We start from the raw sequence: 16,874 nt of genomic DNA on the forward strand, positions 1-16,874 counted from the left end.
TGAATTACTCATTATTATAAAGTTGTGTTCGCTTTAAACAAATGTCTGAAGATTTGTCAATATAACAAATAAACTGATAATGTGCTATTGGAAAACTCAAACGTCCTGTAGTCTATCAGTGTGTTGAAAGGAGCTGTTATTTATGCTGCCTAGCGGTAAATATTGCGCATATCTTCGAAAATCGCGCTCTGACTTGGAAGCCGAAGGGCGCGGTGAAGAAGAAACATATGTCCGACATGAACGAACGCTGATCGAACTATCAAAAAGAATCGGAATTGTCATTTCAGAAATCTATCGTGAACGTCCGGTATCTGGGGAGCGCATCTCCGAACGCCCGGAAATGATTCGGCTTCTACAAGATGTTGAAGAACAGAAATGGACTGGTGTCCTAGTCGTAGAAGTCGAGCGTCTCGCTCGTGGCGATACAATGGATCAAGGCATCGTTGCACAAGCCTTTAAATACTCCGACACCTTAATTGTGACTCCGATGCGTACATATAATCCAAATGATCCGAATGATGAAGAATACTTTGAATTCGGCCTCTTCATGAGCCGGCGCGAATTCAAGACCATAACCCGAAGATTGCAAAGCGGTCGAGTTTCAGCTGTTAAGGAAGGCAAGTATACAGGTAATGTGCCTCCTTACGGATATCAAAGAATCAAACTTCCAGGCAAAGGCTACTCTCTTGAACCAAACCTGGAGCAAGCCCCTATTGTACAATTAATCTTCTCCTTATACACGGATTCCGATCCGGGTAAGCGCAAGGGAACAGCACTTATCGCAAAATACTTAAATGAAGTATTAAAAGTCCCGACAATGAAGAATGGTCGTTGGATCGTTGCAACAATTAATGGCATATTGAGAAATCCAGTATATATCGGAAAAGTACGTTGGAAATCGCGCCCTCAAATTAAGCGTAGAGACGGAAAAAGTCGCCCTAGGATGCGGCGTGAAAATTGGATTGAGGCTGATGGACTTCACGAGCCGATAATTTCGGAAGAAGTATTTAATAAAGCCCATGAGATAATGCAAAGTAAAAGTCACCCCCCTGCGCCTGCCGGTAAAATATCAAATCCACTGGCTGGATTGGTAAAGTGCGGAATGTGTAACGGTGCAATTGTCTTAAGACCACATAATAACACACCCGATAGTTTGATTTGTCCTCGACAAGGATGTCGAAACGTCGGTTCATATCTAAGCATAGTCGAGGAAAAAGTAATCCATTCATTGAAGCAATGGCTGGAATCTTATAGAGCTGAATGGGAACAAAACCGTCCTGAATCCAATGCTCACGATGAACTTCGCATTAAAGCACAACAGGATGCTTTAAAAGCAATGGAGAAGAGAAAAAAAGAATATGTAGAGCAAAAAAATAATCTCCATGACTTACTGGAGCAGAAAGTTTATTCTATTGAAACGTTTATTGAACGCTCAAAGACCGTTGAAAAACGAATGGATGAATTGGATTCAATGATGGAACAAGCGAGGAAAGAGATTGAGCTTGAGGAAAAACGGGCCGAAGCAAAAGTACAAATTATACCTCAAGTAGAGCATGTTTTATCGGTTTACTTTGAGACTGAAGATCCCGCTAAGAAAAATGCGTTGCTTCGAACCATTCTCGATCAAATTATATATACGAAGCATAAAGGCGGTCGATGGAGCGGAGCGATGGATAAATTCGAATTACTCCTCTACCCGAAAATCAGTAAAAACCCTTGATATTACAGCAAATCGTCTTTATATATAACTATAATGTACCAAGGAATTCGCCCATCTTGAGATGATTGCAACCATGGTCTACAAGCTGACAAAGGACGCTACAGTGGAGCAGCTTAAGGCCGTCGGCCTGGGAGACCACTATGCCAACCATGACAGAGCCTTGTTTTACCAAAATGCTTCCGGAGTGCCGTGGACGGCCTCCTATATTGCCGCCAAAGGCGATCCTATCGCCGATCTGTATGAGGATATTGCTGCGGAGGAAAAAGCACGAGCGACCTATCAATGGCTCATCGACATGACGGATGACGTGGACCTGCAAGACAGCTTGAAGTACCTTCGCGAGCGGGAGATCGTGCATTCCCTTCGTTTCCGCGAGGCGGTAGAAATACTTAAGGAGAAGCAAGACCAGCGGATTTATTTTTAATGCCTATACTCAAAAAAATAACCCAGTCGTTGGTTACAACGCGGCTGGGTTATTCATATTGCGTGGTTGTGTTGTCCTACCCAATAATGCTTGTACTGTTACTTTCGATGCTAGTCTACTCCCCCGAAATGCTCTTCAAAGCGATCATGGGGGCATCCACGAACTTAATTTGCTTTCCAGCAAACATATGTTCTATAATTATAGAGTTGAGAACTTTACATAATGCTGTATCGGCAAGCCATGGACAGAAAGGAAGATTCCAATGAACCTCTACATAATTAATAGCATTCGAACCAACAACTTCAATGACGATAGCATGATGGAGAAAATCAATACGTTGTGGAAAGAAGCCTATGCCGGGATGGATGACCATGAGAGCAATATGTACGGCGTATACCACAGCTATGATAGCAATTATAAGGGCGACTACACGTTAAGCGTGGCTACGGACGAAACGGTCGACGGCAATGTGCTTACCGTTGCGGAGGATGCGGCTTACAAGGTTTTCAAGGTCAATTCCTCGGATGAGCAAGGCGTCGTCAAAGCCTGGATGAACATATGGGAACAAGAGGAAGCGGGTCTCTTGCAGCGCGCCTACTCCTTTGATTATGAGAAATACGCGCCGAATGGCGAAGTCGAGATCTACATCGCTTTGAAGCCAGTGTAGATGTCTGGACATACAAAAACAGGCTAATCACATGACGTGAGCAGCCTGTTTTTAATTCCCGCAGCCTAATCTGTATATCCACATATCTCACAGTATCCCTGCAACGCTCCTACAGAAATAAATCCAATCCCGAGCTCAGCAGCCCTTTCTTGCGCGCTTCCAGCACATTCGGATCATACACATCCACCTTGCCGCATTGCAGGCAAGAGACAAAATAATAATGATGATGCTGGATATCCAGCAGCTTGCTGATGCCTGTACCCGTCATTGCAACCTCTTGAACACTGCACTCCTCATGGCCGCAGCGTGCGCAAGCATAGTTTTCCTCTAGCTTTGACACAATGGCCTCATCATCATTCTGATCCTGGACGATGCCATCCTCCCCAATCTCAGGGCCTTCCTTTCCGCTCAAATGATCTGGCAGCACCTCATGCCTGCATAACGGGCAGATTGTACCGTCCAAAATGACTTGCTCACCGCACCATGGGCAATTGACTTCTTCCATCCGCAGCCCTCCCCATCGATATCGTCGATTCGTCAACAGCGATAGCCCTTACATGTTATTATTTGTATTCGCCAAACCTCTCTGTAATCCTTCAAATCTATGGATATTCTGCTCTTCTGCCCTGCAAAAACACCTCTGGGAGCACAGAAATCCCGCATGTTGGACACATGCGGGAACTACGGCCTTAACTCGAGGCATTCCGTTATTTTGAGACTGCTCTAACTGAGTGACCAGGCCTTCTAAGGCTGTGGGGGCTGACCGCTGACTCGGCGCAGCTCGTTCGCCAGCCTGTTGAATTCTTTGCGGGCTTCCGGAACTTTCGTGGACATATAGGCTGCGCTTAGAAACAGAATAATGGCATTCGCATCCTCCGGTTTCAGCATCGGCTCCTCCACCTCCCCGCCACTGTCGTTCAGCTTGGCGCCAACGCTCGCGACAAACTCCCGCCAGCCGCTCCAGTTGCCTTCATCGTTCATAAGGCGGGGGCAGTTTTTGCCGCTCCAGTCGTAATGCCTCCGCAGACGGTCCGTGCCCCAGCCCCGCTCCCTGAGCATAGACGCGACAAGGGTCGCCGCATTATCGAGTGTTTTGGCATAGTTGCCGCTCTCCGTAATTTCAATGCCGATAGAGGTCCGATTGCCGCTGCCTGCGCTGCTGCCGTCGCCTGCATGCCAGGCCACTTCTTGCAGCGGAAGACATTCGATCGCTTCCTTCTCGTCGATGACGATGTGGTAGGAAGCCGTTACCGTATTAGACGGATTCGTCAGCCAGTTTCTTTCGTTGCGTGCTGTGCTGGTTGGGTTTGCCGTGTTGTGTATTGTGATGGTCGTAGCGTTCAATGCGTAACCGGGCCGCCTGTTATGCGGCGTCGACTTCGGAATATGATCTACCACGTACGCATACATTCCAACTGCTCCCCTCATAATCTTGATGTCTATTATACAACTTAGTATATTCCGCATACGGGCGTGCGTAAGGGCTATTCGAACAAAACCGCCCTTGCCCGGTCGTCCCAGGTTACCGGAAGGCTCAGCACGCCTGCCATATCCCTTACTTTCACATACCCCGTTGACGCCGAAAGCACCGACTCCAGCTCCAGGCCGTTGACGGTCACTTTGCTCCCGGTCCAGCCGATCTTGGCTCCGAGCGCCTCCCCAATCCGTCTTGCCGGCACCCAGGTAATGCCTCCTTGCAAATACCCGCCTCCCAGCACTTGCCCTTGATAGATAACAGGCACATTGGAAGCCCCTTCGAAGCCTCTCGGCAATGGTACGGACAGCTTTGCCATCTCGTCATAGCGAAGCAAGCCGTACTGGCGAACAATGGCCATCAGCTTCGACGGATAGGCAGGGTCCGTGGCATAGCCGCATGCGAGCAGCATCTGGGTTTGCCGCTCCGGCGTCCCGGCCAGGCGCACCCGGTCATATCTGGATGTGTTCAGCAGCAGGTCAAGGTCTTTGTAGAAATGATAGATGCTCTTGTACGCGCGAAAAGCCGCCTTCGAGATGACGGAGCGCCCGTCCACATACTCCCATGTCCCCTTCACGACAGCTTCGCCCTGCCAATAGGCATTCGTCCTCCCGCTGCCTACTTTTATGCCGCCCAAATTGTTCCATGCGTGAATTTCGCCTCCGGATTCGAGCAGGCTCTGCGCCATCCTTACGGATGGGAACATCGAAGAGCCTTCCTGATGAACGAACATAACGGCCGGGGCGATAGCCGCAAAAAATTGATCTCGCGTCAGCTTTGCCATGCTTGTCACTCCTTCTTCGCGCGCAGCGCATGCGCACGTCTCCTTCTTACGTTGTATGCGACAGCTTGGCATAAGGAAACGGCCCTTTGTCCGCCATGGACAAAGGGCCGTTCTTTCATCCTTTACAGGATTCCGTAAAATGTCTTCGTATTGCGGAGCAATACCGCCTCCGCTTCTTCTGCCGCCATTCCTTTAATACGGGCAATATCCGCTGCGGCATATCCCGCCATCTCCGGTATGGTCTTGCGCCCGCTGTATGGCCCTTCGAAGGGCCACGGGCCGTCCGTCTCTGCCATTAACTGCCCGATCGGATAGCGTTTCACCAGCTCGATGATCTCTGGCTCATAAGCAGCATCAGGCGTGATCGAGACATAGTAACCGGATGCGATCATGCGTGCAATCGTTTCTGCGCTCCCTTTGAACCAGTGAAAATGCGCCTTGCGCACCCCATGGCGCTGCAGCAAATCGCAAGCCTTATCCGCATCCTCATAGACAGCATGCAGCACGATCGGCCTGTCGAGCTCCGCCGCCAGCTTCACGAACGACTCCAGCCACTCCAGATACCGCGTCTCATCAAAACGCTCGCCCGCAGCTTCTCTCTCGGTACGCATATAGTAGGGCAAGCCTACTTCCCCGATGGCGAACGCTTCGCCGCGTTCATGACGGACACGTATCCAGTCATGCAACCGCTCGCGCTCATCGTCGCCCGGCAGCTCCTGCTCTGGGTGGAAGCCATACGCCGGATGCACGCGCCCCGGATACCGGCGCGCCAGCCTTTCATTCGCTTGGCAGGAAGCCAGATGCATCGAGACCGCTACAACCGCCTCAACGCCGCTGCGGAAAGCCTCCTCCAGCATAGGATGCAGCTCAGCCGGCTCATACAGATCAAGATGGATATGCGCATCGATTACGCTGCTCTTACGCACCTCATTCATGTTAGCTGCCATTCCTGCCCGCCTCCTTTGCCCCTTCTGCCAGATGGCGGTAGATGCGGCTTCTCAGCTCCATAAATCTGGCATCCTCGCGCAGCTCTTCCCTGCGCGGACGCTCGAACGGCACCGTAATTTCATCCAGAATAACAGCGGGAGACGCTGACAGCACAATGATGCGGTCAGACAGATAGAGAGCTTCCTCGATGCTGTGGGTAACCAGAAGCACCGAGCGGCGGTTCTGCTCCCAGATCGACAGGAGCCACTTCTGCATATGCTCGCGTGTCAAAGCGTCCAGCGCGCCGAACGGCTCGTCGAGCAGCATCAGCCGCTGCGGAGACAGCAGCGCCCTGAGGAACGACACGCGCTGCTGCATGCCGCCCGACAGCACATGCGGATAGGCTCCCGCATATTCGGCAAGGCCGATGCGCTCCAGCCAGGCCAGCGCATCCGATCTCGCTTTCCGCTTCTCGACGCCCGCAATCGTAAGCGACAGCTCGATATTGCCTGCGACCGTTCGCCACGGCAAGAGCGACGCCTGCTGCGGCATATAGGCGACATGGCCAGTCTCACCCGTTGTCGCTTGTCCGCTTATTCGCACTTCGCCTTCCGTAGGCTGCTGCAAGCCGCCGATCACGCCGAACAGCGTCGTCTTGCCGCTGCCGGACGGACCAACGATGGAGACGAATTCGCCATCGCCTACCTGCAGAGACAGCTGCCGCAGCACATCCTTTGTGCCGCGCGCATCCGAGAAGCTTTTGCTTACATTCTTAACTTCCAGCATGACGTCCCGCCTCCCCCTTTCCCGGCCGCCAGCGGATAACCGCCCGCTCCACAAGCGCAATCAGTCCAAACAAGGCCAAGCTTATCATAATGATCAAGATAGCAGACGCGAATGCCCGCTCCGGCATGTAACCCCGCGTCGACAGCACCATATAGCCGCCCAGTCCCATCTTGGGCGACAGCATCTCCGCGAAGGTCGCGCTCAGCACGCTGTAGGACGCGGCGATCTTCAGCCCCGAGAACAGGCTTTGCAGCGCGCTTGGCAGCTCCAGCCGCCAGAACAGCGTCCACTTGCCGCTGCCGATCATGCGCATATAGTTGCGCAGGCTCTCGTCCGTCCCCGTCAGTCCGCCCAGCATGGCAATGCAGACCGGGAAGAAGCAGACGAGCATAACGAGCAGCGCCTTGGGCAGCAGGCCATAGCCGAACAGCATCGTCATAATCGGTCCCAGAATCACAATCGGCACATTCTGAGACAAGATGAGCAGAGGATAGATGCCGCGGCGTACGCCCGGCAGCAGATGCAGCAAAGCGGCGAGCACGAAGCCCGCCGCTGTCCCCCCTGCGAATCCGATGGCCGTGAGGCCAAGCGTCGCGCCCGTATGCTCCATCAGCCTAGGCCAGACATTGCTTGCGAACGCCGCTTTGACCACCTCGGCCGGAGACGGAATCATCCAGTCCTTGACCAGAGCGAAGGAGACGGCCGCCTGCCAGCAGGCTACCAGAATCCCCAGCACAAGCGCTGGCGGCCATACGCGCGACCACAGATTGCGCTTATTGTCCATCTGGGTATTTCTCCAGCAGGCGGCCCATGGAAGCGCCGTTCTCCGGATTATAATAGATCTTCACTTGAGAGATGACCGACGGGCAGCCCATCTCAGCCATAGCCTCGCTCATGCGCTGCACGATAGCCAGCAGATTGCCAAGCTCGCCCTCCATCGTTGTCTCCAGCGGAGCGACGCGGTAAGGAACGCCCGATTCTTTAATTATATCGATTGCCCGGTCTACGTAAGGAAGCACGCTAGCTCCTCCAGGTGTTGTCGGCAAAATTTGAATGCTTACGAGTGCGTTAGCCATATGATCCCTCTTCCCATTAGTATCTGCTGTATCGCTCCAGCAAGCGATCTCTATCCTGCTGTTTCTCTTTCATCTAACCTGCTTTTACATCCGGATTACTCCGGCAAAAATTCGTTCGTGAACGCCTTCTCCGCTTCCAGCTCCGACTCCAGCAATCCGCGCTCGAACATCCAGTCGGCGTAGTTCTTCCATACGCTCAGCTTCTGCTCTCCCCAGCGTGGAGCATCATCCTGATAGCGCGGGCTCAGCCACTTCTGGCTCGCTCTGACAAGCTCCGGATTCAGATCCGGCTCCGCCTTGATCAGAATTTCCGCTGCGTCCTCCGGATTGTCGATCGCATATTGGTAGCCTGCAGCCGCGCCGGCGACGAACGCCTTCACCAGCTCAGGCTGATTCGCTGCCAGATCTTCGCTCGTGATCAGCACCGGCGTATAGTAGTCCAGCTTCTCGCTATAATCGGTCAAATAAACCATGTTGATCTCTTCGCCGCGCAGTTCCGCTTCGACGCCAGTCCAAGCGTAGTAGATCCATGCAAAATCGATATCGCGCTTGATTGCCGTGAAGAAGTCGCTGTCGCCGATGCTCATAATGTCGACTTTGCCAACGTCGGCGCCTTCCTCGCGCATAATGGAATCGATCACCGCTTCTTCGACCGGAGCGCCCCAGCCGCCGTAGCGCATGCCTTCGAACTTCTTCGGCGAGTCGATGCCTTTCTCCTTCGCTGATGCGAAGCCCGATGTATTATGCTGAATGACTGCCGCCAGCGACACGAGCGGCACGCCCGCAACCCGGGCCATCGTAAGCGATTCCTGGTAGCTCACGCCGAACTGCACATTGCCGGAAGCGACCATCTTGTCCGCGCCGTCCTGTCCCGGCTGAATAATCTCGACATCAAGCCCTTGCTCCTTGAAGAAGCCTTTATCTCTGGCTGCATACAAGCCTGTATGATTCGTATTCGGCGACCAGTCCAGCACGACCTGCACCTTCTGCAGCTGCTTGTCCCCTTCGCTGCCGCCTTCATCGGCATTTTTGTTCTTGGCTCCCCCATTGCCGCCTCCGCATGCGGCAAGCGCCACTGTCATCGCGAGGATTGCGAGCGCCAGGCTCCAACGTTTCTTTTTGCTGCTGTACATGGTGTTTCCCCTCTCCTCTTGCTCTCTTTTTGTCCATTGACGTTCAGCCATGCCCGGTCCCTGCGCGTGAATAAAAGAAAGACGCCTTCCAGATGCGGAAGACGTCGTGTTGTCGGCTATATTCTTCACTTCTTCCCTCAACCTCCCAACTAGCACACCCGCAAGGGCATCATAGCGGCAAATCTCGCGAAAGAAGCATAGCTTCAATTCCTACGCCGGCATTATCCGGATCAGGTATACGGGTCGGAATGCAGTCATTCCCTCTCAGCCGGCCAATCCAGCTCCCCAGAGCGTATTCGGTTACGTCAATTACGTATCCATTATAGCAAACTCCGATCAGAATGCCAGACTTTTTTTGCCTTATGTGCTCTGAGCTCCGCCAAGCGCCGCGGCCCGATACTTCTTCCGGATGCCTACCGCCAGCATAAGGAGCGGCAGTCCAATCTGGAAGATGGGCACAATCTTCAGCGTAATGTCTAGCCCGATCCAATTATGATACGTATAGTTTGGCTCCAGGAACGAAGCGGCGTAAATCAAAGCGCCAATCGGGAATACAAGCGTGCGGTAGGACCAGCCCGTCACCTCGCTCACCATCAGGATGGAGGCGATATAGAGCGTTGCAATTTTCACAAATAATCCAATGAACAGCAGCAGCGTCACCACCACATCCAGCCGCTCCAGGAAATTGGCGAGCCTGACCAGCTGCACCACATGAAGCAGCGGCAGCGTAGTCAGATCCGCCAGCTCCGGACCCAGCACACACAAGATTAGAGCATTCATGAATACGAGAAAAAGCGAGACGCCGATTTGGGACCAATACGTCACCTTGCTGATCGATTTCTTCTCGCTCACATGGCCGAACAGCACCAGGAATACGACCATCTGGCCAAAGGGAAACGCCAGCAGATTCGGGAATGCCGCCTTTAGAATCGGCATCGGCCCATTCTCCATCATCGGCAGCAGCTGATTGACCTTCACGAGTCCGCTGAAGAACACAAGCAAGATAACTAGAAAATAGCTGAACAGCACGACAGGAAACAGCAGCTGAATGATTCGGGCAAGCACCTCTACCCCTTTGCTCGCCGTATAAGCTGCCACGGCCAGAATGAGCAGCATGACAACCCACTTAGGCGTAAAGTTCAGCAGCGCCATCGTCGTCAGCTCCCCTACATCGCGGACGTTCCGCATGGATTCGTACGAGAGCCAGAGCGCATGGACCATCGCAGCAAAACCGCCGATATAGCGGCCAAAATGATACTTGTACAAATCTCCGAGACCGGCGTTTGGAGCGCGTTTGTGAATTGTAAGATAAATGACCGTCAGCAGCAGCCCGGCTGCGGCTGCAACAAGCATAGCGATCCAAGCATCCTGCTTCGCTGTGATGCCGAGCTCGAATAGCGGCGTGCTGCCAATCAGAAATACGATAATCAGAATCGCCAGCTGATATTTGCCGAACTGCTGTTGCTGCTGCATAACAATATTCCCCTCCTTCACAATCAAGACGCATAGCGCGGACTACAGTCCCGGCTTCTTCTGGGCTTCCTTGAAGCTTTTGCCGCTCATGCCCGTGGAGCTCAGCTTCATATTCACGGTCAGTTCAATCTCCATCAGCGGAAACTCTTCCTTCCAGCGGCTCTCCATCGCTTTCCATGCTTTGGGATACTGCTTGTAAATCTGCGTGCCGAAGCCGAGCACATCCGTCTTGTTCTTGCGAACCGCCTCCCAGCCATCTGCAATAATCGAAGCAATTCGCTTCTCGACAAGCTGCTCGACCTCCCTTACTTCCTCCGGCTTCATCAAGTTTCCGCCGCAATCGGATTCCAGCAGCGAGCCCTCAGCCGCAATATCCACCTTCATCACCCATTTATCGCCCCGCTGCTGCGGCTTTAATTTCGTAGAAGAGTGGAGAATTCGCGCTGATGAACCTTCCCTGCCCTTGCCTTCGGCAGAGCAGGCAAACGAGACCGTCGCTTTGTCCACATTGTTGGTAAGCCACATCACGCCCTTGCTCTGCTCATCGCTGATCCAGCCTACAAGCTTGTCTCCATAAATAAGGCCAAGCTCGCTTAGCCGAACCTTGGATGGGGTTGAGGTATGGCTCAGCGCCTCCACCTTGTCTGTGCTCTCTTCAGAGCCGGCTAGCGCGAGTCCCGGTATGCTTGTCGCTTTCGTATGCCCGAGCAAATCCATGAGCACTTGATGAATCGTCATCTGCCTGTAGGAGGAGCTGTTCTTTTCTTCATTCACAATCATCCGCTGAATCGCCGCCCCCGGAATTTGCTCCAGCGGCATTAGCTGCTCCAGCATCAGCCTGGCCGTGCTTTTCGAAAGGAATACGTCGACCGTCTCCCTGGAATCGTGATTGCGCAAATAGGCCTCCAGCAACGGCCCGAATCCTTTCCTCGCCGCTTCCTGGCCGATCACGACTATCTGATTATGTGAGAAATACAATCGCCTGGACGACTCCTGGCTGGCTTTGCTGATTGCGATGCGGAAATTGTCTCCTGTCGAAGAGAATACGTTCACCGCAGCCGTTCGGCCGCCGCCAGCCTGGCCGGAGATTGCCTTGGGGATAACAATCTGGTTGGTCAGCACCCACTTGCCGTTCTCCCAATCCACCCCTGTGGCGGATATGATCGCAATATCGTTCAATTCGACTCTATTCCAGCAGCCTGTCTGGAGCAGCAGCAGCGAGCATAACAGCAGAAGCCGAATTACTTTCATCCCGTCCGCCTCCCGTCAAGGTTTTCCTTCAATGGCGCTGGGCGGGCGGCTTTCTCCCGCTGCTCTGCCGCCTCGGATTGCGCAGCTTCATATCCAGCGGCCGCAGCATGATCGACCACCATGGCGCACGGACGAATACGTCCCGCCACAAGCCGCTGTTCTTGGCCCCCGGGGCAATCGGCGACATATACGGAACGCCGAAGGAACGCAGCGATGCCAGGTGGGCCAGCACGAACAGCACCGAGATAAAAATGCCGAAGAAGCCGAGCATGCCCGCCATAATCATGATGCCGAAGCGGATGACGCGAGAGGTTGCCGCCATGTTGTTCTCCGGCATCACGAAGTTGGAGATCGCGGTGAACGAAACGACGATGACCATGCCCGCTGAGACGATGCCCGCCTGCACCGCCGACTGTCCCAGCACGAGCGCTCCGACGATCGAGATCGCGGGACCGATCGCGCGGGGCATGCGAAGCCCCGCCTCCCGCAGCACCTCGAAGGTCATCTCCATTAGCAGCGCCTCGACAAGTCCGGGGAACGGCACGCCTTCCCGCTGCGCAGCGAGACTGATCAGCAGCGTCGTGGGCAGCATCTCCTGATGGAAGGTCGTCACCGCGATATACAGGGCAGGCAGCAGCATGGACATGACATACGCCGCATAGCGGATCGTACGCACGAATGAAGCAATGTCGAACCTCTGGTAGTAGTCTTCCGGAGATTGAAAGAAGCTGAAGAACGTGGTCGGAGCAACCAGCGCGATTGGCGTTCCGTCGACAAGAATAGCCACCCTGCCCTCCAGCAGGCCAGCCGCTACGGCATCCGGCCGCTCCGAATTCAGCAGCGTTGGGAACATCGTGAACGTCTCGTCTTGAATGTATTCCTCGATGTAGCCGCTCTCCAGAATGCCGTCCAGATCAATCGCGGCGAGCCGGCGGTACACTTCTTTGACGATGCTTTGATCCGCTACCCCGTGAAGATGCATCACCGCGACGTTGGAATGCGTCTGCGTGCCGATCTTGTGCGTCTGTACATGCAGGTCAGGCGTGCGGATAATCCGCCTGATCAGACTGATATTCGTGCCCAGTTCCTCCACGAACCCGCGCTGAGGCCCCCGGATGACTGTCTGCGTCTGCGGAATGCCGATCGCTCTCTCCTTGGTACCGCCCACCGCTGCCATCAGCGCAACTGTGCTTCCGTCTATGAAGATCAGGCACCAGCCGTCCGTCAGCTGCTGCAGCCCTTCCTCCAGCGCCGCAGCTTCCTTCATGCCGCCGATCGACACGACGCTGGTGCGCAGCGCCTCCACCAGCCGATCGCTCTTGCGCTCCATGTGCGGCGGCAGCTTCATCGACATCAAGGGAGCCAGCAGGCTTTCGTTGATCACATCCGTATTCACAAGTCCCTCTAAATACAGCAGCCCCAGCTCCCGCTCCGGCGCTGCGTCGCTGCGGAACAAGCGGACGACAAGATCGCTGCTGCCGCCGAACCGGGCATTCACGGCTTGAACGTTCGCCCGCAGCGAGGGACTAAGCGGCGTCAATGCCGGTTTTTTGGTCTGTGTCATATCGCACCCTCTGTTTCCAAGTTGCCTCTATTTTGGCTCGAATCTCCTTGGAATATGTATGTAACCAACTCCGGCACGGGCTAATACAATGTACTGACACAAAAGCAAGGCAACGAGAGGAAAGGTTGTGACAGCTTGAACAGCATCAGCTTGTGCATGATCGTCCGCAACGAAGAAGACAGCCTGGGGCGCTGTCTGGCATCTGTCAAGGATGCGGTGGACGAGATCATCATCGTAGATACCGGCTCAACGGACAAAACCAAGGAAATCGCGGCTTCTTTCGGAGCCGTTATTTATGACTTTGAATGGATCGACAACTTTGCGGCGGCTCGCAACTTCTGCTTCGAGAAGGCGACCCAGACGTTCATTCTATGGCTTGATGCCGATGACGTAATTGAGCCGGAAGACCTCGCCCGCCTGAAGGCGCTGAAGGAGAAGGAGGAGCTTCCGTACGACAGCGTCACGATGAATTACAATTTGACCTTCGACCATAACGGCAACCCCGTCTTCAGCCTGAGAAGAAATCGTCTGGTCCGCCGCAGCCGAGGCTTCCGCTGGATCGGTCCCGTACATGAATATTTGGCTGTATCGGGCTATACCTACCATAGCGATATCGCAGTGACGCACCGGAAGGAACGGCGCCATACCGACCGCAATCTTCGCATCTACTTAAAGCGTCTGGAGAGCGGCGAAGAATTCTCTCCGCGCGACCAATATTATTTCGCCAATGAGCTTCGCGATCATTCCCGCGTCCAGGAGGCAATCGATTGGTACGAGAAGTTTCTTGAGTCGGGGCTAGGCTGGGTAGAGGATAATATCGCAGCTTGCATGAAGCAATCCGATTGCTATGGAAGATTAGGACAGCAGGACCGGCAGCTCGCGTCGCTGCTGCGCACGCTGAACTACGACCTTCCGCGCGCTGAGTTCTGCTGTCAGCTCGGCTCTCTCTTCCTGGAGCAGAAGCGCTACCAGCAGGCGATCTACTGGTTCACGCAAGCGACGCAGCTGGAGAAGCCAAAGGATATGATGGGCTCCACGGACAATGCCACATGGACCTGGCTGCCCCATCTGCAGCTGACGGTCTGTTATGATCGGCTCGGCGACCGCGACAAGGCCATCGAGCACCACCGCATTGCCCAGAGCTATAATCCGAAGCATCCCAGCATCGTGTACAACGAGAAGTTTTTCAGCAGCTTGTAGAGCTGATATATAAGATGCAAGCCAAAAAAAGCGGCGTCCTCCCTTTGACAGGGGGACGCCGCCTTTTTGCTGTCAGTCCACGCTAGAGAGCGCTTCTTGCCATTCCGGACTGTGATTAGGCTCTTCTATCTGCTGAAACCTTGCGATGCCAAAATCGCGCAGGTTTCCTTTGAGTCGTTCCGATAAGTGTTCTTTTTAAAGGCCTCATCCCGCACCTCCGCTTCACCGATCAGCCAGCCGCAAGCAGTCTGCCTGATTCTAATCGCGCTATCATCCTTAATTATACTCAGTTGGATACCCGATACAATTTTGCGAAACTAAACGATAAAGCCTAAGGAATTCACCTTTAACCGCGGCATGCTGCGCAAACTTCTCTATTGCAGAAGGGATGCGGCTTTCGCGTCGTTGTCAATAATAACCACTTAAAAAAAGATAGCACACGATCGTATGTTCTGTATATAATAAGCATATCATATAGAGAACATACATTCGCATTATTAAGGGATAGGGAGGCGCAACAAGCATGGCTCGCGACAGAGTAATCATGCTGGCCGACTGCCAATCATTCTACGCTTCCGTCGAGAAGGCGGAGCATCCGGAGTACCGCGACCGTCCGCTCGCTGTAGCGGGCGACCCGAAGCGCCGCTCCGGCATTATATTGGCAGCCTGCCCCATCGCCAAGGAGCACGGTGTGACGACGGCCGAGAGGCTGGGCGATTCGCTCGCCAAGTGTCCGGACCTCGTCATCGTGCAGCCGCGCATGGCGCTGTATATTGACATTTCACTCATGATTACACGCATTTATCAATCGTACACAGACCTCGTCGAGCCTTATTCCGTCGACGAGCAATTTCTGGATGTGACCGGCTCCCTCCACCTGTACGGCTCCCCCGAGGAGCTGGCCGCGCTCATCCAGAAGCGCATCCAGGAGGAGACGGGCATCTACACCCGCTTTGGCATCGGGCCGAACAAGATACTCGCGAAGATGTCCTGCGACAATTACGCCAAGAAGAATGACTCCGGCATCTTTACGCTTGGGCCAGAGAAGCTCGCCGCCACGCTGTGGGCGCTGCCCGTATCGAAGCTGTTCATGGCGGGAAGCCGCATGACCCGGCATTTCAATGCGATGGGACTGGAGACGATCGGCCAGCTCGCCGCGACGCCGCTGGAGAAGCTGAAGACGCTCATGCGCCGCCGCTTCGGCCGCAACTCCGATATTAACGCGGAGCTGTACTGGCGGATCGCGAACGGCCTGGACGACAGCCCCGTTACGCCGGGCACGCATGAGACGGCCTCGACGACGATCGGCCATATGATGACTCTTCCCCGGGACTACGGAAGCCTGGAGGAGATCAAGGTCGTGCTGCTGGAGCTTACCGAGCTTGTCTGCCAGCGCTGCCGCAGCAAGGGCTACATGGGGCATGTCGTATCGGTCGCCTGCATGGGCGCGGACTACAGTAAGCCAAGCGGCTTCAGCCGCCAGATGAAGATGGATGATCCGACCAGCGTAACCAACCAGGTATACCGATATGCCATCCAGCTGCTGAAGCGGCACTGGGATGGCCTGCCCGTCCGCAAAGTAGGCGTTAGCCTGTCCCAATTCGCTGCGGACGGCGAATACCAGCTATCGCTGTTCGAGCCCGACCGCGAGAAGTGGATGGCGCTGGAGAAGGCGACAGACGCGATTAAGCGCAAGTATGGCGATGCAAGCATCATTAGAGCGGTCTCGGCTACCGAGGGTGTCGGCCAGGCCAAGGATCGTTCCAGAAAGATCGGAGGGCATTACAAATGAGAAAAAAGCTTGAAGGCAACGGACTATGGGAATCCAGCCGCATGATGCTGCCGGAGCATAAGGCGGCGATCAACGACCATTCGGAATCGCTGAAGCGCCGCACACGCATCGAGCTCGACGAGCAGGAGTGGGAGCATGTATCGCGGGTCGTCTCGGAATCGCTGCTCAGGCGGCAGCCTGTCGCCGTGCGGCTGTTCCACCCCTTCGAGCTGCTGACCGTCATCGGCATCGTCGATCGCGTCGACGAGCTGAAGGGCCGCTTCATGGTCGACGGCGAGTGGTTCCCGATCAGAGATATCGAAGGGGCCGCGATGGAGGAGTTGTAAGTCAAGAATAAAGCCCCTTGCAAGGGGCTTTTTTGTACAAAATCATTTTTTGATTTCTGACACTATTCTAGAGCGGAGCTTCATGCTAGCCACAGCTTGCTAATTTGAGCATCATAAGCTGCTTGTTCAAAGATCAGGCTTGGCGCACAATTTAACCAATTTACTCTACCGCCAATACATTCGTAGCTTTGAATCAGCTCGTTAGCGGGGTTCCATCGAAGCGGATAACGTAGGAATCAAACCTTCATATCCCTCTTCGGGGTAACAAGAATGAAGC

General features: G+C 54.2%; 16 protein-coding genes, 1 pseudogene and 1 riboswitch. Of the genes and pseudogenes, 6 read left to right on the forward strand and 11 right to left on the reverse strand.

Annotated elements, in window-relative coordinates:
- The first annotated feature begins 142 nt into the window (after positions 1–142).
- The 3 genes and pseudogenes from D3P09_RS02805 to D3P09_RS02820 all read left to right on the forward strand — a co-directional run bounded on the left by D3P09_RS02805 (position 143) and on the right by D3P09_RS02820 (position 2,811).
- Positions 143–1,720: a recombinase family protein gene (locus tag D3P09_RS02805; RefSeq protein WP_120107012.1), complete on the forward strand. Its 1,578-nt coding sequence runs from the start codon at positions 143–145 to the stop codon at positions 1,718–1,720.
- A 37-nt stretch (positions 1,721–1,757) separates the two neighbouring features.
- A pseudogene (locus D3P09_RS02810) lies at positions 1,758–2,144 on the forward strand (manganese catalase family protein); the annotation flags it as partial.
- 262 nt (positions 2,145–2,406) lie between these two features.
- On the forward strand, positions 2,407–2,811 hold the full coding sequence (locus tag D3P09_RS02820) for an effector binding domain-containing protein (RefSeq protein WP_120107017.1): 405 nt from the start codon (positions 2,407–2,409) through the stop codon (positions 2,809–2,811).
- Between the two features lie 109 nt (positions 2,812–2,920).
- On the opposite strand, the gene D3P09_RS02825 is transcribed toward D3P09_RS02820, so the two are convergent.
- The 11 genes from D3P09_RS02825 to D3P09_RS02875 all read right to left on the reverse strand — a co-directional run bounded on the left by D3P09_RS02825 (position 2,921) and on the right by D3P09_RS02875 (position 13,279).
- Positions 2,921–3,316, reverse strand: coding sequence for a zinc ribbon domain-containing protein (locus D3P09_RS02825; protein WP_120107019.1), 396 nt, complete (start codon positions 3,314–3,316; stop codon positions 2,921–2,923).
- Positions 3,317–3,555: 239 nt separating this feature from the next.
- On the reverse strand, positions 3,556–4,221 hold the full coding sequence (locus D3P09_RS02830) for a peptidoglycan recognition protein family protein (RefSeq protein WP_120107021.1): 666 nt from the start codon (positions 4,219–4,221) through the stop codon (positions 3,556–3,558).
- Positions 4,222–4,295: 74 nt separating this feature from the next.
- Positions 4,296–5,069, reverse strand: coding sequence for a glucosaminidase domain-containing protein (locus D3P09_RS02835; RefSeq protein ID WP_165867294.1), 774 nt, complete (start codon positions 5,067–5,069; stop codon positions 4,296–4,298).
- A 122-nt stretch (positions 5,070–5,191) separates the two neighbouring features.
- On the reverse strand, positions 5,192–6,016 hold the full coding sequence (locus D3P09_RS02840) for a TatD family hydrolase (protein ID WP_243643877.1): 825 nt from the start codon (positions 6,014–6,016) through the stop codon (positions 5,192–5,194).
- Entirely contained in the window at positions 6,006–6,782 is a 777-nt protein-coding gene (locus D3P09_RS02845; RefSeq protein WP_120107025.1) for an ABC transporter ATP-binding protein, read from the reverse strand. Before D3P09_RS02845 ends, D3P09_RS02840 begins: the two co-directional genes overlap by 11 nt.
- Positions 6,769–7,566, reverse strand: coding sequence for an ABC transporter permease (locus D3P09_RS02850; RefSeq protein WP_120107027.1), 798 nt, complete (start codon positions 7,564–7,566; stop codon positions 6,769–6,771). The genes D3P09_RS02845 and D3P09_RS02850 overlap by 14 nt, the downstream gene beginning before the upstream one ends.
- Positions 7,556–7,858 (reverse strand): thiamine-binding protein, encoded by a 303-nt coding sequence (locus tag D3P09_RS02855; RefSeq protein WP_120107029.1) that lies wholly within the window; start codon positions 7,856–7,858, stop codon positions 7,556–7,558. Before D3P09_RS02855 ends, D3P09_RS02850 begins: the two co-directional genes overlap by 11 nt.
- A 95-nt stretch (positions 7,859–7,953) precedes the next feature.
- A complete protein-coding gene (locus D3P09_RS02860) occupies positions 7,954–8,991 on the reverse strand; it encodes an ABC transporter substrate-binding protein (RefSeq protein WP_120107031.1) in 1,038 nt (345 codons plus the stop codon).
- A 189-nt stretch (positions 8,992–9,180) separates the two neighbouring features.
- Positions 9,181–9,289: riboswitch (TPP riboswitch) on the reverse strand.
- A gap of 62 nt (positions 9,290–9,351) precedes the next feature.
- Positions 9,352–10,464, reverse strand: coding sequence for a GerAB/ArcD/ProY family transporter (locus tag D3P09_RS02865; RefSeq protein WP_120107033.1), 1,113 nt, complete (start codon positions 10,462–10,464; stop codon positions 9,352–9,354).
- Positions 10,465–10,506: 42 nt separating this feature from the next.
- Positions 10,507–11,715, reverse strand: coding sequence for a Ger(x)C family spore germination protein (locus D3P09_RS02870; RefSeq protein WP_120107035.1), 1,209 nt, complete (start codon positions 11,713–11,715; stop codon positions 10,507–10,509).
- 28 nt (positions 11,716–11,743) lie between these two features.
- Complete coding sequence (locus tag D3P09_RS02875; protein WP_120107037.1) at positions 11,744–13,279, reverse strand: spore germination protein; 1,536 nt, start codon at positions 13,277–13,279, stop codon at positions 11,744–11,746.
- Positions 13,280–13,414: 135 nt separating this feature from the next.
- On the opposite strand from D3P09_RS02875, the gene D3P09_RS02880 reads away from it, so the two are divergent.
- From D3P09_RS02880 to D3P09_RS02890, 3 genes are all read left to right on the forward strand, one after another.
- Complete coding sequence (locus tag D3P09_RS02880; protein WP_120107039.1) at positions 13,415–14,479, forward strand: glycosyltransferase; 1,065 nt, start codon at positions 13,415–13,417, stop codon at positions 14,477–14,479.
- Between the two features lie 523 nt (positions 14,480–15,002).
- The gene (locus D3P09_RS02885; protein ID WP_120107041.1) at positions 15,003–16,271 is read left to right on the forward strand and encodes a DNA polymerase IV; all 1,269 of its coding nucleotides are present in this window, start codon (positions 15,003–15,005) and stop codon (positions 16,269–16,271) included.
- Entirely contained in the window at positions 16,268–16,597 is a 330-nt protein-coding gene (locus D3P09_RS02890) for a YolD-like family protein (RefSeq protein WP_120107043.1), read from the forward strand. The genes D3P09_RS02885 and D3P09_RS02890 overlap by 4 nt, the downstream gene beginning before the upstream one ends.
- Positions 16,598–16,874: the final 277 nt, after the last annotated feature.

It is taken from the genome of Paenibacillus pinisoli, assembly GCF_003605435.1.
GTDB lineage: Bacteria > Bacillota > Bacilli > Paenibacillales > Paenibacillaceae > Pristimantibacillus > Pristimantibacillus pinisoli.

Bases quoted from the DNA above. Each gene is read 5' to 3' on its own strand.
- D3P09_RS02805 (WP_120107012.1), top strand. From the start codon at position 143: ATGCTGCCTAGCGGTAAATATTGCGCATATCTTCGAAAATCGCGCTCT.
- D3P09_RS02820 (WP_120107017.1), top strand. From the start codon at position 2,407: ATGAACCTCTACATAATTAATAGCATTCGAACCAACAACTTCAATGAC.
- D3P09_RS02825 (WP_120107019.1), bottom strand. From the start codon at position 3,316: ATGGAAGAAGTCAATTGCCCATGGTGCGGTGAGCAAGTCATTTTGGAC.
- D3P09_RS02830 (WP_120107021.1), bottom strand. From the start codon at position 4,221: ATGTATGCGTACGTGGTAGATCATATTCCGAAGTCGACGCCGCATAAC.
- D3P09_RS02835 (WP_165867294.1), bottom strand. From the start codon at position 5,069: ATGGCAAAGCTGACGCGAGATCAATTTTTTGCGGCTATCGCCCCGGCC.
- D3P09_RS02840 (WP_243643877.1), bottom strand. From the start codon at position 6,016: ATGGCAGCTAACATGAATGAGGTGCGTAAGAGCAGCGTAATCGATGCG.
- D3P09_RS02845 (WP_120107025.1), bottom strand. From the start codon at position 6,782: ATGCTGGAAGTTAAGAATGTAAGCAAAAGCTTCTCGGATGCGCGCGGC.
- D3P09_RS02850 (WP_120107027.1), bottom strand. From the start codon at position 7,566: ATGGACAATAAGCGCAATCTGTGGTCGCGCGTATGGCCGCCAGCGCTT.
- D3P09_RS02855 (WP_120107029.1), bottom strand. From the start codon at position 7,858: ATGGCTAACGCACTCGTAAGCATTCAAATTTTGCCGACAACACCTGGA.
- D3P09_RS02860 (WP_120107031.1), bottom strand. From the start codon at position 8,991: ATGTACAGCAGCAAAAAGAAACGTTGGAGCCTGGCGCTCGCAATCCTC.
- D3P09_RS02865 (WP_120107033.1), bottom strand. From the start codon at position 10,464: ATGCAGCAGCAACAGCAGTTCGGCAAATATCAGCTGGCGATTCTGATT.
- D3P09_RS02870 (WP_120107035.1), bottom strand. From the start codon at position 11,715: ATGAAAGTAATTCGGCTTCTGCTGTTATGCTCGCTGCTGCTGCTCCAG.
- D3P09_RS02875 (WP_120107037.1), bottom strand. From the start codon at position 13,279: ATGACACAGACCAAAAAACCGGCATTGACGCCGCTTAGTCCCTCGCTG.
- D3P09_RS02885 (WP_120107041.1), top strand. From the start codon at position 15,003: ATGGCTCGCGACAGAGTAATCATGCTGGCCGACTGCCAATCATTCTAC.
- D3P09_RS02890 (WP_120107043.1), top strand. From the start codon at position 16,268: ATGAGAAAAAAGCTTGAAGGCAACGGACTATGGGAATCCAGCCGCATG.